Here is an 18210-nt window from a genome sequence, read left to right as displayed (position 1 = left end):
GCTTATCCTATAGATTCATTCTTAGTAATTTACTTATATATCATGACAATGAAATAATCCATCCATAAAGACTCAATCTCCGTGGGAATCCCAAATGGAGAAAAGTCTGGTTAAAGTTGAAAAATCTCCGGCCAACAAGGCCGGAGCAAACAGGAGTTCACTATGACATATCTTATTTTAGCGGTTTTTGTAACCATCGCTGTGCTGACCATTATCGGTTCTATCCGTCTTAAAGTCTGGGAGCACCGTGGTCGCGTCGTCAATGGCGACTGGATCACTGACGATGATAGACTCCATCTGATGAGTCGCTGGGGTGCCGGTTACTGAACAGGTGCAAAACCTCCCTTGAACTGTTCGGCGGATAGTGATAAACCCTCTTCTCATGAATCCCCTACTCCACTCTTCTACTTCAATAAAAAAGGCAGTTTATGCCGCCTGGCCAATCTGTCTCGGGTACTTTCCCATTGGTCTTGCCCTTGGCGTCCTGGCTGGTCAGACAAATATTCCCTGGTGGGCGATGGCAATGATGTCGATTCTGGTCTTTGCCGGCAGTGCCCAGTTTATCTGTGTTGCCATGATTGCCGCCGGCAGTTCCCTGTGGGCGATCATCGGTACGACCTTTATTGTTAATTTGCGCCATGTACTGATGAGCTCTGCCTTGGCGGTTTATCTGCATGGTGTTAAACGCTCTTTTCTGACGCTATTTGCCTATGGTGTTACGGATGAGAGTTTTGCTGTTAACATAGCGCGGTTTCGAGCCGACGACTGGACGCGTTTTCAGGCCCTGATCGTCAATCATCTGGCCAACAGTGTCTGGGTCCTGGCTACTGTCAGCGGAGTACTGGTCGGACAATTTGTGCCGCCAGGTGCCTTTGGTCTCGATTATGCGTTGATCGGGATGTTTATCTGTCTGCTGGTGTTCCAGTTCCACAAACGACTTCATGTTATTACTGGAATCATTGCTGCTGTTGTCGCGGTGCTGTGGGCAAAGCTCGTTCCGGGGGATTCCTATATTGTCGGCGCTGCTGTCTGTGCCGCAACCTGCGGCTATCTGCTCCAAAAAAAACGTGATAAAAGCTGATGAGTGTTAATGACTACCTGTTTTTGTTTGTCGGCATGGGTCTGGTGACCTACCTGCCCCGCGCCCTGCCCTTGCTCTATCTGTCCCATAAAAAGATGCCGCAAGGGTTGATTGACTGGCTTGGATACATCCCGGTTGCGGTTCTCAGCGCATTGCTGGCCCCGATCCTCTTCATCGATACCACCAATGCAGCCATTACCTTTGGAAAACTGGAATTTCTGGTCGCTATTCCGACATTGATCTTTGCCGTGAAAACCCGTAGTCTCGGCGGAACCGTGCTGCTTGGCATGTTGCTTTACTGGTTCGCCGGGATTTTTTTGTAATCATAACCTATGGAAAACATCATGAAACTGACAGGCAAACAGGCTCGATACCTGCGCGGAGTTGGACACCATCTGCACGCAATTGTGATGATTGGCAAGGACGAACTGACTGATAGGGTGGTGACTGCAACTGACGAAGCATTAACGAGCCATGAACTGATCAAAGTGAAACTGCAGGACGGATGCCTCAGTGATCGCCGCGAGATCGCTGATGAACTGGCACGAGCAACCGCCTCCAGTGTCGCTCAGGTGCTCGGCAGGACCTTTTTGCTCTATCGCAGACACCCGGAAAACCCCCTGATTAACTTACCGAAAGCCTGAGACAGCTTTTCCAATCAAGCTTCTAATCTACTGAAATATAGTCACTTATATTTTTTATTAGGGCTCGAATTTTTTTTTATTGACGAATCCTGATTATGAGCGTATATGCTGCATAAAACAGCATTCATGTTCGGGAATGCGTAACGACCCAAGCATAAAAAGTGACCCCTTTTTATAGCCATTGCCGCCAGGCACCCGAACTGCGTACGCTGTTGCTTTATGGTTTGGTTGTTTTATTCAGGCTACATAAAAAGGGGTTATCATGAACGTTGCGCTTGTTTTTAATCTGCGTGAGGAGTCAGTCAACGACGACGAACCTCCCTCGCAACCTCCTGCTGAACCTGCCAGTGACATCTATGCCGAATGGGATGATATCGAAACCATTGCGGCGGTGGAAGCGGCCCTGTCAACACGCCATCAGGTGACCCTGATCAATGCCGACCTGGATGCATTCGAAAAACTCCGTGAGCTAAAACCGGATTTCGTATTCAATATCGCTGAAGGTTTGCATGGCGCCAGTCGTGAGGCTCAGATTCCCGCACTGCTTGAGATGCTGCAGATTCCTTATAGTGGTAGTGATCCTATCACCCTGGGACTATGTCTAGACAAACAACGTACTAAAGAGATTTTGAAACAGCATCGAGTGCCCAGTCCGCGTTTCTGGACCATTACAAATCCCGTCGAAATTCCACGTAACCTGCGGTACCCGCTAATGGTCAAGCCCTGCCTGGAAGGTTCCAGCAAGGGGGTTACCAACAATGCATTGGTGCATAATCGCAAGCAACTTGTCCGCCAGTTAGAGTGGATCGCGGCGACTTACGCCCAAAAAGCCATCATCGAAGAGTTCCTCCCCGGTCGCGAATTTACCGTGGCGCTACTGGGCAATGGCGCCGACATCAGGGTCCTCCCGATTGTCGAGATTAACTTTTCCAGCTTGCCTGCAGGCAGCAACCCGATCTATTCCTATGAAGCTAAATGGTTGTGGGACACGGAAAAATCTCCTCTGCAGATTTTTGTTTGCCCCGCGATGCTCGATCCCTTCCTTCAACAACAGATTGAACAACTGTGTCGCAATGCCTTTAACGCCCTTGGTTGTCGTGACTGGTGCCGGGTCGATGTCCGCCTGGATGAGTTAGGGCGCCCACAGGTTATTGAACTGAACCCGTTGCCGGGAATTCTTCCCCGGCCTGAACAGAACAGCTGCTTCCCCAAAGCAGCTCGAGCGGCAGAATTATCTTATACCGAGATGATCCTGCAGGTGGTTGATATCGCATCACAACGCTATAATCTTGTTCAGGAGTTCAGAGATGAAAGTCGCAATCTGTTATAACCTGGCCTCACCAACCCCGATCCGCGGTGAGCATCAGGATTTCATCTCCGAAGCTGGAGCCGAGACCGAAGCACAGGCAGTTGCCGCTGCACTCCGGCGCTTGGGACACGTTGCTGCCCTGGTTCCGCTGGGCTCAGAAGTGGTTTCCTTTATCGGTAAACTTCAGCTGCTGCGTCCGGCGGTCATTTTCAACCTGTGTGAAGGATACCGCGGTGACAGCGCCAAGGAGATGCACATTGCCGCTCTCTATGAGCTGCTGGATATTCCCTATACCGGTTCACCGTCCCTGTGTCTGGCCCTGACCCAGAACAAGGGACTGACCAAAGATATTCTGGTACGTCATGGTCTTCCGACCCCGGAATATTATTGTGTAAAACGTAATGAAGCGGTCCCCAGATTAACCATAGGTTATCCTCTGATCGTCAAGCCCTGCAGTGAAGATGCGTCTTTAAGTATTGGCCCGGATAGTATCGTCCACAACGAATCGACCCTGAAAAAAAGGGTCCGCTATATCCACGATCGTTATTGTCAGGATGCCCTGATTGAACACTTCATTTCCGGGCGTGAATTTAATGTTTCCGTCCTCGGCAATCCTCCTACCGCTGCCCTGCCCCTGGCCGAGATTGTCTTTGCCAGAAACCTTAAGGCTCCTATTGTCAGTTATGCCGGAAAATGGGAGACGACATCGGCAGACTACCAGGGCACAACACCTCAGTGTCCTGCAGATGTTGACGAAAAACTCCGTAAAAAAATCGAACAGATCGCTATCAAGGCCTGTCGGCTGTTCGGTTGTCGCGATTATGCCCGGGTTGATATCCGACTGCAGGAGGATACTCCCTATATTCTTGAAATCAATGCCAATCCGGATATTTGTCCCGATGCCGGCTTTGCCCGTTCAGCTGGGGTAGCCGGACACGAATACCCGACATTGATTCAGCGCATACTTAATATGGCTCTGGCCCGCAAAGGAGATTCCCATGCGTAATATAGATCACAACGACCGCACCCAACTTGAAAGGATTCTGCTCACCTGCAATGCTTTTAACAGTGCAGAAGTTGCCTGTGCGCTGGAACTGCTCGACAGCGTTTTAAACAACCCGGACCAACAGGACTATGAGGTCATTATTGCCGACGCTGATAACCGGGTGGCAGGCTATGTGTTGTTCGGAGCGGTACCCCTGACCCAAGGAAATTATGATCTCTACTGGATCGCTACTGATCCGGAACTTCACGGGAAAGGATTTGGACGCCAACTGATGGAAGAAACCGAAAAACGCCTAAAGGCGCGGGGAGCCCGGATGCTCTGTCTGGAAACCTCATCCCAGGAGTTTTATCAGCGCACCCGCAGCTTTTACGAGCAGGGTGGCTACCAGGAAGAAGCGCGGATTCGCGACTTTTACCGTCCCGGTGATGACCGTATTACTTATGTTAAACGTTTTTCAGACTCTAGGTGAGGGCTATGGAAATCTGGCAAAAACAGTTACAGGCAAGTATTACTGACCCACAAGTACTGACTCGGGCTTACGGCATTGATCCGGCACCTCTTAAAGCTGTTGCCAATAAGTATCCAATGCGCGTGACCCCTTATTACCGCGACCTGATCAAATATGTCGGTGATCCGATCTGGAACCAGGCGGTTCCCGACCAGCGTGAATGTCACGAGAGCGTCTGTGTTGATGATCCTCTCGAAGAGGAGAATCAGAGCCCGGTACCCAACCTGGTACACCGCTATCCTGACCGGGTGCTGTTTCTGGTCTGTTCCGAATGTGCCATGTATTGCCGGTTTTGTACCCGCAAGCGGAAAGTTGGTGGTGCCGACATGCAGATCAGCAGCAGCACTATCAGTGCCGGGATTGAGTACATCGCTGCTCACCCCGAAATTCGCGATGTCATTGTTTCCGGTGGTGATCCATTACTGCTCAGTGATGAAAAGCTTGATGACATACTCACACGCCTGCGGGCGATTTCTCATGTTCAAATCATCCGCATCGGTACTCGCGTACCGGTTGTGCTGCCGATGCGGATTACTTCAGGGCTGATCCGGGTATTACGCAAGCATCATCCCTTGTACTTGAATACCCACTTTAATCACCCGGACGAGATCACCAGCCAGTCGGCGAAGGCTTGTGAGCGCCTGGCGAATGTCGGGATCCCTTTAGGTAATCAGTGTGTTCTGCTGCGTGGAGTGAACGACGATCCCCAGGTGATGAAACAGCTGATGCATAAATTATTGCAGATCCGGGTGCGTCCTTACTACATCTATCAGGCTGATCTGGTGCAGGGTACCGATCACTTTCGTACCACGGTGGAAGAGGGGTTGGAAATCATCAAGGCTCTGCGTGGCCATACCAGCGGCATGGCAGTACCGGCTTACGTTATCGATGCACCTGGTGGTGGGGGCAAAATTCCACTCTTACCCGACTATCTGCAATCACTTGGCGCTGATGTCGTATTAAAAAACTACCAGGGAAAAGAATTTCACTACGCCAACGCTCTGGAACGCGAAATCGATGAACCCCTAGAAAAAGTGGTTAACCGTCCTTACTGATTACGAAAATTGAGCAACCCCGTTTGTCTTGTACAGGCAGATGGGGTTGCTTTCCCGTCACAAAACAGGAATGATGGTTACATCTTTCAGCGCACAACCATCAACCCAATACTGGTTTTGTCTCTATGTATTTCTTTGATTTGACCCTTGATCCACCCACCAGTACGGAACTTGGAAGTTCCCTGACCGTGTTAAAACAAGAGCGCAGAAAATTGATGGTCCGATCCTGTATTTCAGATGGGATTCATATTTTGCTGCTGCTGCTGTTTTATTTCGGTAATTTTCTCAGCGGCCCAGCCATTATGGTTTTGATTGCCTTGAGCCTTGTCATTGCCATTGTTCTCGCTACCTCGACCCGTGAATCATTACTTTTTTCAGATCTGATTGCCATCGCTATCAGCATCGTCACCACGGCAGCAGCTGCAACTCTGCTACTCGCCATTTCTATGAATCAGCCTTGGGGCGCAAGTATTATTGCCGGTCTGCTTGCTGGTAGCATCGTCACTTCCGGTACCATTTTAGGCCGTGCGCTGAAAAAGATCATGTTTTCCATTGAGCAGTTAAGGCAGATACCGGATGATGATCCGGTTATTGACGAACTGAATATTTTTTGTCAACACTATCCGGAATTGCGTCATTACCGTGAACAGGCAGCGCGCAACCTTCGCCCCCACCTGACCTATGGTGAACTTTTTGCCATGCGCGACTGGCATCAACAACACCGGGAACAGTAAACCGGGGTCAGTCAGCAGTGAACTTCTGCAGGCATCTTGATACTAAATCGCGACAGAGGTTAGAATGTAGACTGAAATTGTAACTTTTTGTTTAGCAAAGGTGATGATGAAACGATTTCTGCTGTTTGTGCTGACAACGACCCTGTTCACCTTTTCAACACTGTCCTGGGCTGCTGTCGAGTATCATCTTGATCTGCAGCTCCATCCGGCTCAGCAACTGCTGGAAGGAACCGCAACGATCAGAATTGATCAGCTTGCCGGGCAGCAGTTGCAGCTGCGTCTTTCCCCTAAAGCCCGCATTCATCAGATCCGCCAAGGACAAAGGGTTATTAACTATCAGTTTCACAACGGCCGTTTGAACCTGCTGCTGCTCGACAGCGATGAGCCGGTTGAAATTGATTATTCCGCCATCTTTAATGATCCCGTCCCTATAACTGCCGTCCATACTGAAGACCCGAGCTTTGGCGTTTCGGCAACGATCAGTCCTGCCGGCACCTATCTTTCAGCCGGAACCGCATGGTATCCCCAAATAAATGATTCAGCTATCAGCTATCAGCTGCGTATCAGCGCCCCCGGCAACACCGAAGCGGTGACCTCCGGTGAGCGCCTTCATCGTCATCATGATGGTTCCTTCAGTACGTCGGCCTGGAAAATTGATTATCCTGTGCGCGGGCTGACTCTATCTGCAGGACCTTATCAGGTATTTGAAGATGTCAGCGGATCAGTGCCGATCTTCGCCTACTTTTATGAGGGATCGGCCGAGTTGGCACCAACCTACCTCAAAGAATCACGCAAATATCTCGATCTCTATGAACGCTTGTTCGGCCCCTACCCTTTTGCCCACTTTGCCATCGTCGAAAACTTTTTCCCGACCGGTTATGGCCTGCCTGGCTGGACCTTGCTTGGCAGTACAGTGATCCGCCTGCCTTTTGTTGTCACTACCAGTCTCGGCCATGAAATTGCCCACTCATGGTGGGGGAACGGAGTCTGGGTTGATTTCAATCAAGGCAACTGGTCTGAAGGCCTGGTCACATATATCGCTGATCACCTCTATGAAGAATATAATAGCAGTGTACAAGCACGCAGCTATCGCCTCAATCACCTGATGACCTATGCCAACCTTACCAACCCGACCAATCGCTTTGCCGTAAAAAACTTCATGTATCGCAGCAATCGCCCCGCTCAAGCCATTGGCTATGGTAAAACCATGATGATTTTTCACATGTTGCGTCATAGGGTGGGAGATGAGATTTTCTGGCAGGTACTGGCCGATATAGCCGAAAAACACATGTTTTCCCGCATCGGCTGGGATCATTTTGCAGATTATTTCAGCGACGCGACCGGCGACGATTTACGCCCCTTCTTTTATCAATGGACGAGCAGAACCGATGACCTGCAACTAGAGTTTAGTCAGGTAACGCTGGAGCAAGGCGACAATGGCTGGATCACACGCGGCAAATTGCAGCAAGATGTTGCCCCCTATCAACTGCTGGTCAATATTCGTCTGCACAGCACCCATGAAGAATACAAGCAGACCATCCGCATCGATAGTAAGCAACAAGAATTTTTAATCACCACTCCATGGCAACCGCAGCAGATCACTATTGATCCGGATGTCGACCTGTTCCGCCTGATGGATCCAACGGAAATCCCTTCAACGGTTGCCTCTATCCGCGGCAGCACGAAGCTGATGGCGGTTGTTGCAGAACGGTTGTCACCAGTGCCGTCAGCACGCCAGACGTTACTCGACGGGCTGCGCCAGGACGGTATCCCGGTCGTTTTCGCTGACCAGGTTACTACCGCACAACTGTCTGAGCATGATTTACTGATTTTTGGAATTAACGACTGGTTGATGCCGAGGGCAGAGATGGGTGAGGCGTTAGAGAACCTCCTCGTTCATCATCAGAATGGGGCAGCAATGTCGACAGAAAGTGCGGGGGTTATCGTCACACGTAACCCTTATCAGCCAGAGCGCCATGCTGCCTGGTTTGTCAGTGATGGATCAACATATGCGGCGTCTGTGGCCCGCAGAATCCCGCACTACGGGCGTTACGGACAGCTTTTTTTTAGTAATGGCAATAACCAGCTCAAAGAACTCAGTGTGCCAACGACATCCCCGCTGCAAAAAAACCTTTAACCAAGACAACCAGTATCCTGTAATCCATAAAACTTATGGGTTACAGGATAGATCCTGAATGATCAAGCGCGCTCAAACGGCTCATACAGACGCTTGTACTCATCCTGGGCATAGCGATCAGTCATGCTGGCGATATAATCGCAAATCACCCGTTCGCGGCCGTGCTGCTCGTAGCGACGCTGGTACTTTTCCGGTAACAGCAAAGGGTTTTCCAGATAATTTTCAAACAGCAAAGTCAAAAAGCGTTCGGCCTTGACGCGCATGCGCTCGACCTTATGGTGTCGATAAAGTTTTCTGAACAAAAACGTTTTCAGTTCCTTGTTGCGTTCTTTCATATCACTACTGAACGTCACCAGCCGGCCGGGGTGATTGCGAACATTGTCCAGAGTGATAATCCGGTGGTTCTGAAGTTCAGTTGTTGTTGTTATCACCAGATCCTGAATCAGTTCACCGATTAAACGGCTGACTGTCTGAAGAATCTGACGCTTTTCGCTGATCCCGGGAAAGCGAAGGCCAATGTCGACCCAGGTCCGTTGCCAGAGCTCTACTCCGGACAGGTCATCGATACTGATATAGCCGGCCTTTAACCCATCATCTATATCGTGGTTATTGTAGGCAATTTCATCAGCGAGATCGATAATCTGTGCTTCAAGGCTCGGCTGTTCCTGTGGACAATAATGGGTGACCGAAGACGTTCCGGCCTTATCGTAAGATGTGGTGTGTTTGATAATCCCTTCACGGGTTTCGTAACTCAAATTCAACCCGTCAAAATCAGGATAACGTTGTTCCAGCACTTCAACAATCCGAAGCGATTGCTGGTTATGTTCAAAACCGCCATGATCCTTCATCAGGCGGTTCAGAACATGCTCGCCGGTATGGCCGAACGGGGTATGGCCCAGATCATGTGAAAGAGCCAGGGCCTCGACCAGATCTTCATTGAGGCGTAGCTTGCGGGCAATACCACGGGCGATCTGGGCGACTTCCAGGGAGTGAGTCAAACGGGTTCGATAATAGTCCCCTTCGTGGTTGACAAACACCTGGGTTTTATATTCAAGACGGCGAAATGCGGCACAGTGGATAATCCGGTCACGGTCACGCTCAAATGGCATGCGATCATCCTTGTAGGCTTCTGAATATTTGCGGCCGCGACTGGTAATACTTTTGGTGGCATAGTCGGATAAATAATCTTCGTGCATGGCTGCACTCCTTTTTTAAATAACCAGAGTTTAGCTACAGAATGCGCAACAGGTGTGACAATAAAAGTCACGACAGCAGAGATTCATCAACATATTAATGATAAACCTTGCCCTTAACCCGGGGCTGCTGATAAAAACCCATTCAAGCAGTAATATTGACAATCAGCAGGAGCTTTCATCAATCATGCGTATCATCGCCGGTTCAGCCCGGGGGAGAAAACTGGCAGCCTTTGACGGCAAGCAGATTCGTCCAACCCCTGACCGGGTTCGTGAAGCCCTGTTCAGCATGCTGGTCAGCCGCTTTGGTGGACTCAGTGATCTGAAGGTGCTTGAACTTTTTGCCGGAACCGGCGCTCAGTCCCTCGAAGCTTTAAGCCGCGGGGCTGCAACGGCAGTGTTGATCGAGCAAAGCCCCTACGCCATCAGACTGATTAAGGACAACATCTCTGCATGCGGATATGACGAGCGGGCGACATTGATCCCCGGTGAACTTCCAGCCTGCCTTGACAAAGTGTGCCGATACGCGCCCTTTAACCTGATCCTTCTTGATCCGCCCTACCATGCCGGATTAACAGATCTGGTCATTGCAAAAGTTGAATCATTGAATCTTTTAGCCGATGGTGGAATAATCTGCGCGGAGACCCATCGCAGCGAGATCCCACAGCACCGGGGCACCTTGACCGCGCTTGACAGTCGTTGCTATGGTTCAACGGCAATCCATCTGTTTGGTTTACCTGAGGAAACTTCATGAATCGACATATAGCTATCTACCCAGGGTCATTCGACCCGCTAACTAACGGTCATCTTGATATCATCAGCCGCGGCCTGGAAATATTCGATAAGGTTGTCGTTGCCGTGGCTTGTAACAATGAAAAAAAAGGTCTCTTTTCTATTGCTGAACGCATCGACATGATCAATCAACTGGTCGCGGACAATCCACGCATCCAGGTAGAAACTTTTAGCGGCTTGCTGGTTGATTATGTTGTCAGCAAAAAAGCACGGGTGATCCTGCGGGGATTGCGCGCAGTCACCGACTTCGAATTTGAATTTCAGCTGGCACAGATGAATCGTACCGTCTGTCAGCAGGTAGAAACCCTCTTTATGATGACCTCCCCTGAATGTGCCTATTTAAGTTCCTCCATAGTCAAGGAAGTAGGCCGCCTCAAGGGTGATATCAGCAAATTCGTGCCAACGCTGGTTGCCGACAAACTGATGGAAAAATTTGGTCATCGCTGACCATCAGTGCATCCCTTCCAAAGCAGCAATGGTCTCACAGAGCTTTTCAGCCATACGTTGCAGCAGTAATTCCCCTTTGGCGGCACTGGCTTTGGATGGATCCCCCCAGACCCCACCCTGCCAGTATTTTTTCTTGTCGCGCACCAGAATTCCAGGTGGAAACGACGGATATTCTGCCGCTGAAATCCCCTTGACCAGCCCAGGGTGTGAGCACATCAGTCGTGAGGTTTCAATCTCACCGGCATGGGAATCGCCCGGGGTTTCCAATAAGCCCTCTCCTGCTGCCAGGGCCAGATCGTATTCCTTTATCACCGCAATCTGGACATCGCCAAAACGATTCAGCAGTTCTTCGCCGGCATCGACCAGGACGGCCATATGGGTTGTTCCGGCATGACCACTGAGCAGAACGATATAACGCAGCCCCTGGATATAAAGGGAAGTAACCAGGTCCAGTACAAGCATTTTTAACGTGCCGGTAGAAATCCCGATGGTACCCGGATGCTGTGCGGTTGAGCGGCACACACCATAATGGACCGGCGGAGCTACAAACAGAGATCGTTTGGTGGCAGCAACTCGGGCAATGTCGATGGCCTGGAGGGTATCGGTATCTAGGGGCAGATGATTGCCGTGCTGCTCGGTCGAACCAAAGGGGACAATAACCGTGCGCGTGGTTTTCAGACCGGCGGCAAATTCAACCATGGTCATTTCTTCAATTATCATAGCGCCACCTACATAACCCCCATAAATATATGAGTTTGGGGGACAACAACAGTTTCCGAATGGATTGCAGCAACCTGCTCCTGTAATGCCAGTAAACGTCGCACCGAAACAGCCACCTTGTTGTCGCGGGTTACCGGTTGCAAAATAATCGGGGTAGCTGCAGAAATGTCATGAACCAGATGGGCCGCGCGTATCAGTTCGACGTCGGTTGTCCGGTCACCGACAATGATCTTCACTGAACACTGAGTTTGAACGGCTACAGCGAGAAAATCGGCATGGGCCTGCCAGTCGGTCACCTGGCCAGTCACCGATGGCAATTTGATATCCATGGCAACATAATCGAGGTGTTGCACCAGTAAACGCAAAGCTGCCGGCAAAGTGCCATTGGTTTCCAGAGAGATCGGCAGAAGTTTACGCAGATGAGGCAACCAGAGCTCAAGCAATTCAGCATGTAATAATGGTTCGCCGCCGGTGATGCTGATGGAGTGATGGGCTTGAGGGTAGACCTTAGTCCACTGCCGGATAAGATCCACAATCCGCCCGAGAGGAACCGGATTCTCATAGTCGACCAGGGCACCGGAACCAGGGTCTGCCTCTACCAGGCACAGGCATCTACTAAAAAAACTGGTATCACAGTAGTCACAGTCGAGATTGCAGCCGGCAAAGCGGATAAAAACCTGGCGCCGTCCTAGCAGTTCCCCTTCCCCTTGCAGCGAGGAAAAAACTTCGATCAGATCAGCTGCGGGTATATGCAGCATATGCATTATCCGATTCCCATACCGTTACTTTCTGGACATTTACCTCGTATTCCTGCAGCGACTTCTCAATTTGCTCAAAAATAAAACGCGCAATCTGTTCAGAAGACGGGCTGATATCCTTAAAGGCATCGAGATCATTAAGATACTTGTGGTCCAGGTAGTTCATGATCTCGCGCGTATGTTTTTTCAGGATTTTGAAATCGATGCCGAGCCCTGATTTATCCAGGCCTTCGGTACTCACTGTCACTTCAACCTTCCAGTTGTGGCCATGCAGGTTTTCACAGTCACCCTGATAATGCAGCAGGTTATGGGCGGCGGCAAAGCTGGTTATGATTGAGAGGTGGAACATAGGATCTCCTGAGGTTATGGAAACTGCGTTTCGTCCGTATTGTCCGCCGGTTCCTGAGCTTTTTCTCCGGCTACCGCGTATTCCTCATTGTCCCAACGTCCGAGATCAATCATGCGGCAGCGCTCCGAGCAAAAGGGGCGCGAGGGGTTGTTCTGCCACTGGGTTTCTGTTCTGCAATAAGGGCAGTTTAATCTGATTATTTTCTCCATTGAAACAACCTTTTTAGTCATCATCCTCCATTCTAGCCAACTTTGGGCAGATGTGACAATGACTCCTTGATTTCTTCTTCAGGATATTCATAGTCATTGAGCTTGCCGGCAAGATAATCGTCGTAGGCAGTCATGTCGACATGTCCGTGCCCGGAGAGATTAAAAAGAATAGTCTTTTCTTTGCCTTCTTCCTTGGCCTGCAACGCCTCATCGATGGCGCCGCGAATCGCATGGCTCGATTCAGGTGCCGGGATAATCCCCTCACAGCGGGCAAATTGTACCGCCGCTTCAAAGCAAGCCAACTGTTGTACTGCCCTGGCTTCAACAATACCGGCATGAACCAGCTGCGATACCAGTGGTGAAGCACCATGATAGCGCAAGCCACCGGCATGGATCCCCGGTGGCATAAAGTCATGGCCAAGGGTGTACATCTTGGAAACCGGTGCCATTTTTGCCGTATCACCATAATCAAAGGCATACACACCCCGGGTCAGGGTCGGGCAGCTTGCCGGTTCGAAAGCAATAACCCGTACCTGTTTGCCGTTGGCCTTGTCGGCAATAAAGGGGAAAGCAATACCGGCAAAGTTGGAGCCGCCGCCGTGACAGCCGATAACCACATCCGGATAATCACCGATCATCTCCATCTGCGCTTTGGCCTCGAGACCAATAATCGTCTGATGTAAACAAACATGATTGAGTACGCTACCCAGAGCATAACGGGTGTCTTCACGGGTGGCGGCGTCTTCAACCGCCTCACTGATAGCGATACCAAGAGAGCCGTTGCTGTCAGGATCATGAGCAAGAATTGCGCGGCCGGCATTGGTACGGGGCGAGGGGGATGGGATAACATCTGCCCCCCAGAGCTGCATCATGCTCTTGCGGTAGGGTTTCTGGTTATAGGAAACCTTGACTATGTAAACCGTACATTCCAGTCCGAACATCTGACATGCCAAAGAAATCGATGAACCCCACTGTCCGGCACCGGTCTCGGTAGCGATGCGCTTGGTTCCGAAAATTTTGTTGTAATATGCCTGTGGAATGGCGCTGTTGGGTTTATGGGAGCCGGCCGGAGAACCACCTTCATACTTGTAGTAGATTTTTGCCGGGGTGCCGAGAGCTTTCTCGAGACGATGGGCACGGAACATTGGTGCCGGGCGCCAAAGCTGGTAAATATCGAGGATTTCCTGCGGGATATCGATCCAGCGCTGGGTCGAGACCTCCTGTTCAATCAACGGCATGGGGAACAGAGGAAGCAGATCATCGGGAGAGACCGGCTGCATGGTACCGGGATGGATAACCGGCGCCAGAGGGCCGGGCATGTCGGGGATAATATTGTACCATTGACGTGGAATCTGTGACTCGGGAAGGATAATCTTCGTCTGCATGGATGTCTCCTTGCGCTATTAAAGCTTTGGCGATATCAGTGAAAAAATGTTCAAGTAAAAACAGAAAATAAAAGAATTCTGCAAAAAAATTACAAGAGGATGAACATGTCTGGATAGCATGTAACGACAGTAAAAACAAGATTCCAGCGCTCCAGTTGATGGATTCAACCGGTTAACATGTTACCGCTCTAGTTTTTTATCAATCAACACCATATTGATGTATTCCTGCGGAAAATACTCCTACAGAATTGACCAGGTATTAAAGATGCGTTGAGGCAAGCGACAATTGTGGTGCTGTCCTGTATTTGCACAAGGAGTTGTCATGTTGTGGCGCTAGGTATTTAAGGGCTGATCTGGTCGCTGGTCATGAACTGGTCTTCTCGTTCATCTCATCTGAGGCTTTTGGGTTACGGATCGCAATGCACAGGCATTCTGCCTCAGCATAGATAGCTGACCCGCTGCCCACCCTCCCCTTCACCAGGACTTTACGTCCATTGACCGAAACCACTTCACTCTCGACCGTCACCACTTTTTGCAGCGGCAGCAGGTTACGAAAACTGACATTGAGATTGGCAACAACTACCGCGTGACCTGCAGCCCAGCCCGCTAAGCCCAGGACCTCGTCAAGTACTGCTGCAATTGATCCACCATGGGCATGACCAGGCGGTCCTTCGGTTTCCGGGCCGAACCACACCCGCGCTTTTAACTGCTGGGCAGCATCACGATAATAGCGGACACGAAAGCGCTCCCCCTGTGGATCGCCGGAAACAAATCGCAGTGAATTGCCGACCAGCGCCGGCGCATCAAAATCAGTCCAGCTAGTATCTCCACTTAGATCAACGTTCTTTTCATAAGTACCAGTTGCAGTTGTGTCCATGCGCAAGTCCTGTATTGTGAAAAAAAAGGGCCAAAGCTGTTATCAGCTAAAGCCCTTGATTGTATTGGAGCGGGAAACGGGATTCGAACCCGCGACTCTCAGCTTGGGAAGCTGATACTCTACCAACTGAGTTATTCCCGCATGGTGGTGCGCAGTATAGAGATAGCGTTCAGTTTTTGTCAAATCCAAAATGCACTAGTAACCAGGCGTGTGCATCCGCTACTGAATGAATCCGTCCCTCTATTTCCAAGGTTTTAATCTGCTGCAGCAACTCACCTATGATGCTTTTATCAGTACCGGCATATTGAGTTATCACATGACCATCAAGCAGGTCAGGAATGCGACCGTTAACCTGTTGTTGCTCATAGGTCATCAGCAAGGCGATCGCAATATCATCCTGAAGCTGCTCCCGGCACCAGCCATGATAAAGAATCCGTTCCTCACCACAAGGGTGAAGTTGCTCCACCGCCAGCGCATGTTGACGCACTGATGACAATCGCGACAACTGCTGGAGCCAAAGCTTCGGCAGTTCATGACACAAGGCTCCTAACAGACGTTGCTGAGTCCTGCTCAGGCGCAGCAGCGGATACATATGGACAAAGGGTTGTGAGGTATACGCCACCAACAGGGCCGCCAGATGAAAGATTGGGCGTTGTTGGTGTAATTTCTTGCTGATGGCAAGCCGATCTTCACCACAAAAAGCATCCAAACGTTCACAAAGGAATCGATGGTTTGTATCATAATCCTTTTCAGACCAGCTTGTATCAGGCTTTCCAAACAACACCTGGAGGATGTTTGTCCGGGTTAAAATATCCAGGACATATGCGAAATCTCTGACGGCAACAATCTTCAGCAGTTCTTCACGAATCCGCTCGGCTGCTACCTGCTTCAGCAGATGCGCCTTGAGCGTCATGGCGGTGATGGTTTGGTCATCAATAGTGAAATCAAGAACTGCGGCATGACGAATCCCCTTGAGAATCCGCAGCGGATCGTCGCTGAAACTGCAGGCTGAACACATTTTCAGTTGCCGCTTTTTGAGGTCAGCGGCACCATCCAGGGGATCGAAAAGAAGGGTTGATTCGTTGACGGATACAGCGATAGCGTTGATTGTAAAATCACGCGCTTTCAGGTCATCAGCGATAGTAGGAGCGCGCAACGGAGCAAAGTCGAAAGACATCCCGTCAGGAAGTAAAATCCGGCTTTGGCGGCGTTGCTCATCAAGCCAGAACCAGTGTCCCCTCCCCTTGGCCCAGGCGCGTGCCCAAGCGCTTGGATCTTCCGTACTGACAATATCAACGTCAGCACACTCGTTACCCAACAACAGATCACGCACACAACCACCAACCAGCCAGGCTGTCAAACCACTGGCATGCAAAGAGTCAAAAAATACTGAGTAAACAGGAATTTGCTGACCCAGTTTTTCAATAAATTGAGGGTTGTCCATAACAATCCATTGTGCAGATGAAAAACACAGCACTTAATAAAATAGGGCTGCGATCAGCTGCAGCCCTATTTTATTAAGTATATTTCTGATTCGGAAACGGGCTAAGCAAGATCCTGTTCCGCCTGATGTATCAGGTCAAACAATTCCTGAATGTCCTCCTCTTCGATACACGAGAAGGCAATACGCAGGTCTTTGCTGCCGATGGAAATGGTACCGACACCATATTTGTTCAGCAGGTGTACACGCAGTTTTTCGGCATCGACTCTTTTCAACTCAAGACACATGAAATAGCCGGAGTTAAAGGGATAGAAGTTCCATGATTCGGCATATCTGCTGTCGGCAAGAACCTCCTTCACCTTGAGGGCGCGCCCCTGCATTACCTCAAACTTTTCCAGTCTCTGTTTGTCAAAGTCTGGAGAGCGAAGCGCGTCGATAACAAAGGTCTGTGACGGATGGGGACAGTTGGAAATGGTCGCACGGATAATTCCCAGGGTCTTTTTCTCCAGTGCCGTCAGCACCTCATTGCTGTCACCGGCCATACCATCGGCAAAGGTGATAAAACCAACGCGGAAACCCCAGACAAACTCCTCCTTGGTGGCACCATCAAGTTTGACACTAAGCAGACGCGGGTGCTGGTTAGCCAATTTGCCGAACAATGACTCTTTTAAGGAGTCCTCGTAGAAAAGACCAAAATAAGCATCGTCTGTTACAACCACCAGGTTACAGCCTTCTTCAGCAACTTCTTTAAGAGTTGCCACCAAAGCATCACCTTCAGCGACGGTCGGAGTATAACCGCTGGGGTTATTAGGGAAGTTAAGCAGGACAATCGCCTTGCCCTTTTCCACAGCAGTTTGTTTGAGACACGCCTTGAAGGCTTCGACGTTAAAGCCACCGGCTTCAGTGAAGGTGGTAAATTTTTTGACCACCGCACCACGACGGGTAACAAAAGTCAGGTTATAGTTACCCCACATCATATCAGGCATCACAACCTGATCACCGGCGTTCATGAACAGGTCGGCAACAATAGACAAACCGTGGGTTAAAGCATTTGTAACCACCGGCACACCAAAGACTTTATCCTGCTGGCTGGGATTTTCGCGCAACATCTTTTCACGCCAGAGTTTGCGTAATTCCGGCTTGCCGGCGGGAGGTGCGTAAGGATAAATGTCTTTAGGATCAAAATCCTTGAGTTTATCGTGAATGCACTGGAGGAACATGGGGCCACCCTTTTCGGTGGCGGTACCGATGGTGGCATTAAATTTATGGGCCTTTTCTTTTGCCTCAGCCGATTGACTTAAAATACCCTTGGGAAAAAACAGATTTTTACCCAGATCAGACAGCATCTCAAGGGTATGGGGATTGTTTTTTTGAATCAGCTCGTTCAGTTCCACTGCAAGTGGGTTCATCATGATCCTCCGTCAGGAATATTTGGCAACAGGCCACTTTATTTGGGATAACATTTGTCAGTTGTCTAAAGAATTTTTATCTGTGTTGAAACCAGCTTCTTCTTTTTTCTTACGATTTTTGCTACGGGTCCGCTCTACCAGGAAAAGAATAGCAAA

The 18210-nt window shown here is 50.0% G+C and carries 21 protein-coding genes and 1 tRNA gene; 12 read left to right on the top strand and 10 right to left on the bottom strand.

Annotated features, from left to right (window positions below):
• The first annotated feature begins 162 nt into the window (after positions 1 to 162).
• The 10 genes from AC1931_RS02520 (at position 163) to AC1931_RS02475 (ending at position 8474) form a co-directional block, all read left to right on the top strand.
• A complete protein-coding gene (locus AC1931_RS02520) occupies positions 163 to 327 on the top strand; it encodes a hypothetical protein (RefSeq protein ID WP_483875651.1) in 165 nt (54 codons plus the stop codon).
• A 55-nt stretch (positions 328 to 382) separates the two neighbouring features.
• A complete protein-coding gene (locus AC1931_RS02515) occupies positions 383 to 1081 on the top strand; it encodes an AzlC family ABC transporter permease (protein ID WP_483875650.1) in 699 nt (232 codons plus the stop codon).
• Positions 1081 to 1404 carry an AzlD domain-containing protein gene (locus AC1931_RS02510; RefSeq protein WP_483875649.1) on the top strand — a complete coding sequence of 108 codons (324 nt, stop codon included), beginning with the start codon at positions 1081 to 1083 and terminating at the stop codon, positions 1402 to 1404. The genes AC1931_RS02515 and AC1931_RS02510 overlap by 1 nt, the downstream gene beginning before the upstream one ends.
• Before the next feature lie 21 nt (positions 1405 to 1425).
• The gene (yhbY, locus tag AC1931_RS02505; RefSeq protein WP_483875648.1) at positions 1426 to 1725 is read left to right on the top strand and encodes a ribosome assembly RNA-binding protein YhbY; all 300 of its coding nucleotides are present in this window, start codon (positions 1426 to 1428) and stop codon (positions 1723 to 1725) included.
• Positions 1726 to 1987: 262 nt separating this feature from the next.
• Positions 1988 to 3055, top strand: coding sequence for a D-alanine--D-alanine ligase family protein (locus tag AC1931_RS02500; protein WP_483875647.1), 1068 nt, complete (start codon positions 1988 to 1990; stop codon positions 3053 to 3055).
• On the top strand, positions 3033 to 4040 hold the full coding sequence (locus AC1931_RS02495; RefSeq protein ID WP_483875646.1) for a D-alanine--D-alanine ligase family protein: 1008 nt from the start codon (positions 3033 to 3035) through the stop codon (positions 4038 to 4040). The genes AC1931_RS02500 and AC1931_RS02495 overlap by 23 nt, the downstream gene beginning before the upstream one ends.
• Positions 4033 to 4509, top strand: coding sequence for a GNAT family N-acetyltransferase (locus AC1931_RS02490; RefSeq protein WP_483875645.1), 477 nt, complete (start codon positions 4033 to 4035; stop codon positions 4507 to 4509). The genes AC1931_RS02495 and AC1931_RS02490 overlap by 8 nt, the downstream gene beginning before the upstream one ends.
• 5 nt (positions 4510 to 4514) lie before the next feature.
• Entirely contained in the window at positions 4515 to 5603 is a 1089-nt protein-coding gene (locus AC1931_RS02485; RefSeq protein WP_483875644.1) for a KamA family radical SAM protein, read from the top strand.
• 125 nt (positions 5604 to 5728) lie between these two features.
• A complete protein-coding gene (locus AC1931_RS02480; RefSeq protein ID WP_483875643.1) occupies positions 5729 to 6337 on the top strand; it encodes a hypothetical protein in 609 nt (202 codons plus the stop codon).
• Positions 6338 to 6440: 103 nt separating this feature from the next.
• Complete coding sequence (locus AC1931_RS02475; protein ID WP_483875642.1) at positions 6441 to 8474, top strand: M1 family metallopeptidase; 2034 nt, start codon at positions 6441 to 6443, stop codon at positions 8472 to 8474.
• Positions 8475 to 8536: 62 nt separating this feature from the next.
• Here the strand turns inward: AC1931_RS02475 and AC1931_RS02470 are convergent, their stop codons facing one another.
• On the bottom strand, positions 8537 to 9670 hold the full coding sequence (locus tag AC1931_RS02470) for a deoxyguanosinetriphosphate triphosphohydrolase (protein WP_483875641.1): 1134 nt from the start codon (positions 9668 to 9670) through the stop codon (positions 8537 to 8539).
• Between the two features lie 184 nt (positions 9671 to 9854).
• Between AC1931_RS02470 and rsmD the strand changes: the two genes are divergently transcribed.
• Together rsmD and coaD are read left to right on the top strand one after the other, a co-directional pair.
• Entirely contained in the window at positions 9855 to 10421 is a 567-nt protein-coding gene (gene rsmD / locus AC1931_RS02465) for a 16S rRNA (guanine(966)-N(2))-methyltransferase RsmD (RefSeq protein ID WP_483875640.1), read from the top strand.
• Positions 10418 to 10906, top strand: a complete 489-nt coding sequence (gene coaD / locus AC1931_RS02460; RefSeq protein ID WP_483875639.1) for a pantetheine-phosphate adenylyltransferase — start codon at positions 10418 to 10420, stop codon at positions 10904 to 10906. The genes rsmD and coaD overlap by 4 nt, the downstream gene beginning before the upstream one ends.
• 3 nt (positions 10907 to 10909) lie before the next feature.
• Here the strand turns inward: coaD and AC1931_RS02455 are convergent, their stop codons facing one another.
• The 9 genes from AC1931_RS02455 to AC1931_RS02415 all read right to left on the bottom strand — a co-directional run bounded on the left by AC1931_RS02455 (position 10910) and on the right by AC1931_RS02415 (position 18057).
• The gene (locus AC1931_RS02455; RefSeq protein ID WP_483875638.1) at positions 10910 to 11626 is read right to left on the bottom strand and encodes a creatininase family protein; all 717 of its coding nucleotides are present in this window, start codon (positions 11624 to 11626) and stop codon (positions 10910 to 10912) included.
• Between the two features lie 8 nt (positions 11627 to 11634).
• Positions 11635 to 12384 (bottom strand): 7-carboxy-7-deazaguanine synthase QueE, encoded by a 750-nt coding sequence (locus AC1931_RS02450; RefSeq protein WP_483875637.1) that lies wholly within the window; start codon positions 12382 to 12384, stop codon positions 11635 to 11637.
• On the bottom strand, positions 12362 to 12733 hold the full coding sequence (gene queD, locus AC1931_RS02445) for a 6-carboxytetrahydropterin synthase QueD (RefSeq protein WP_483875636.1): 372 nt from the start codon (positions 12731 to 12733) through the stop codon (positions 12362 to 12364). The genes AC1931_RS02450 and queD overlap by 23 nt, the downstream gene beginning before the upstream one ends.
• 14 nt (positions 12734 to 12747) lie before the next feature.
• Positions 12748 to 12942 (bottom strand): DNA gyrase inhibitor YacG, encoded by a 195-nt coding sequence (locus tag AC1931_RS02440; protein ID WP_483875635.1) that lies wholly within the window; start codon positions 12940 to 12942, stop codon positions 12748 to 12750.
• 32 nt (positions 12943 to 12974) lie between these two features.
• Positions 12975 to 14327 (bottom strand): TrpB-like pyridoxal phosphate-dependent enzyme, encoded by a 1353-nt coding sequence (locus AC1931_RS02435; protein ID WP_483875634.1) that lies wholly within the window; start codon positions 14325 to 14327, stop codon positions 12975 to 12977.
• A 364-nt stretch (positions 14328 to 14691) separates the two neighbouring features.
• Complete coding sequence (locus AC1931_RS02430; protein WP_483875633.1) at positions 14692 to 15204, bottom strand: PaaI family thioesterase; 513 nt, start codon at positions 15202 to 15204, stop codon at positions 14692 to 14694.
• A gap of 65 nt (positions 15205 to 15269) precedes the next feature.
• A tRNA-Gly gene (locus tag AC1931_RS02425) sits at positions 15270 to 15345 on the bottom strand.
• Between the two features lie 28 nt (positions 15346 to 15373).
• Positions 15374 to 16648 (bottom strand): tRNA nucleotidyltransferase/poly(A) polymerase-related protein, encoded by a 1275-nt coding sequence (locus AC1931_RS02420; RefSeq protein WP_483875632.1) that lies wholly within the window; start codon positions 16646 to 16648, stop codon positions 15374 to 15376.
• Between the two features lie 101 nt (positions 16649 to 16749).
• Entirely contained in the window at positions 16750 to 18057 is a 1308-nt protein-coding gene (locus AC1931_RS02415; protein ID WP_483875631.1) for an aminotransferase class I/II-fold pyridoxal phosphate-dependent enzyme, read from the bottom strand.
• Positions 18058 to 18210: the final 153 nt, after the last annotated feature.

The sequence above is a fragment of the Pelovirga sp. C15f genome, assembly GCF_057178085.1.
Note: the sequence above shows the minus strand (reverse complement) of the source record. Positions and strands in the feature narration are given on the sequence as shown.

What these genes read in the sequence shown, in the direction of transcription:
- AC1931_RS02475 (WP_483875642.1), top strand. Translation starts at nt 6,441, where the DNA reads ATGATGAAACGATTTCTGCTGTTTGTGCTGACAACGACCCTGTTCACC.
- AC1931_RS02515 (WP_483875650.1), top strand. Translation starts at nt 383, where the DNA reads ATGAATCCCCTACTCCACTCTTCTACTTCAATAAAAAAGGCAGTTTAT.
- rsmD (WP_483875640.1), top strand. Translation starts at nt 9,855, where the DNA reads ATGCGTATCATCGCCGGTTCAGCCCGGGGGAGAAAACTGGCAGCCTTT.
- queD (WP_483875636.1), bottom strand. Translation starts at nt 12,733, where the DNA reads ATGTTCCACCTCTCAATCATAACCAGCTTTGCCGCCGCCCATAACCTG.
- AC1931_RS02435 (WP_483875634.1), bottom strand. Translation starts at nt 14,327, where the DNA reads ATGCAGACGAAGATTATCCTTCCCGAGTCACAGATTCCACGTCAATGG.
- AC1931_RS02490 (WP_483875645.1), top strand. Translation starts at nt 4,033, where the DNA reads ATGCGTAATATAGATCACAACGACCGCACCCAACTTGAAAGGATTCTG.
- AC1931_RS02500 (WP_483875647.1), top strand. Translation starts at nt 1,988, where the DNA reads ATGAACGTTGCGCTTGTTTTTAATCTGCGTGAGGAGTCAGTCAACGAC.
- AC1931_RS02440 (WP_483875635.1), bottom strand. Translation starts at nt 12,942, where the DNA reads ATGGAGAAAATAATCAGATTAAACTGCCCTTATTGCAGAACAGAAACC.
- AC1931_RS02430 (WP_483875633.1), bottom strand. Translation starts at nt 15,204, where the DNA reads ATGGACACAACTGCAACTGGTACTTATGAAAAGAACGTTGATCTAAGT.
- AC1931_RS02420 (WP_483875632.1), bottom strand. Translation starts at nt 16,648, where the DNA reads ATGGACAACCCTCAATTTATTGAAAAACTGGGTCAGCAAATTCCTGTT.
- AC1931_RS02485 (WP_483875644.1), top strand. Translation starts at nt 4,515, where the DNA reads ATGGAAATCTGGCAAAAACAGTTACAGGCAAGTATTACTGACCCACAA.
- AC1931_RS02455 (WP_483875638.1), bottom strand. Translation starts at nt 11,626, where the DNA reads ATGATAATTGAAGAAATGACCATGGTTGAATTTGCCGCCGGTCTGAAA.
- AC1931_RS02450 (WP_483875637.1), bottom strand. Translation starts at nt 12,384, where the DNA reads ATGCTGCATATACCCGCAGCTGATCTGATCGAAGTTTTTTCCTCGCTG.
- AC1931_RS02520 (WP_483875651.1), top strand. Translation starts at nt 163, where the DNA reads ATGACATATCTTATTTTAGCGGTTTTTGTAACCATCGCTGTGCTGACC.
- coaD (WP_483875639.1), top strand. Translation starts at nt 10,418, where the DNA reads ATGAATCGACATATAGCTATCTACCCAGGGTCATTCGACCCGCTAACT.
- yhbY (WP_483875648.1), top strand. Translation starts at nt 1,426, where the DNA reads ATGAAACTGACAGGCAAACAGGCTCGATACCTGCGCGGAGTTGGACAC.
- AC1931_RS02510 (WP_483875649.1), top strand. Translation starts at nt 1,081, where the DNA reads ATGAGTGTTAATGACTACCTGTTTTTGTTTGTCGGCATGGGTCTGGTG.
- AC1931_RS02480 (WP_483875643.1), top strand. Translation starts at nt 5,729, where the DNA reads ATGTATTTCTTTGATTTGACCCTTGATCCACCCACCAGTACGGAACTT.
- AC1931_RS02495 (WP_483875646.1), top strand. Translation starts at nt 3,033, where the DNA reads ATGAAAGTCGCAATCTGTTATAACCTGGCCTCACCAACCCCGATCCGC.
- AC1931_RS02470 (WP_483875641.1), bottom strand. Translation starts at nt 9,670, where the DNA reads ATGCACGAAGATTATTTATCCGACTATGCCACCAAAAGTATTACCAGT.
- AC1931_RS02415 (WP_483875631.1), bottom strand. Translation starts at nt 18,057, where the DNA reads ATGATGAACCCACTTGCAGTGGAACTGAACGAGCTGATTCAAAAAAAC.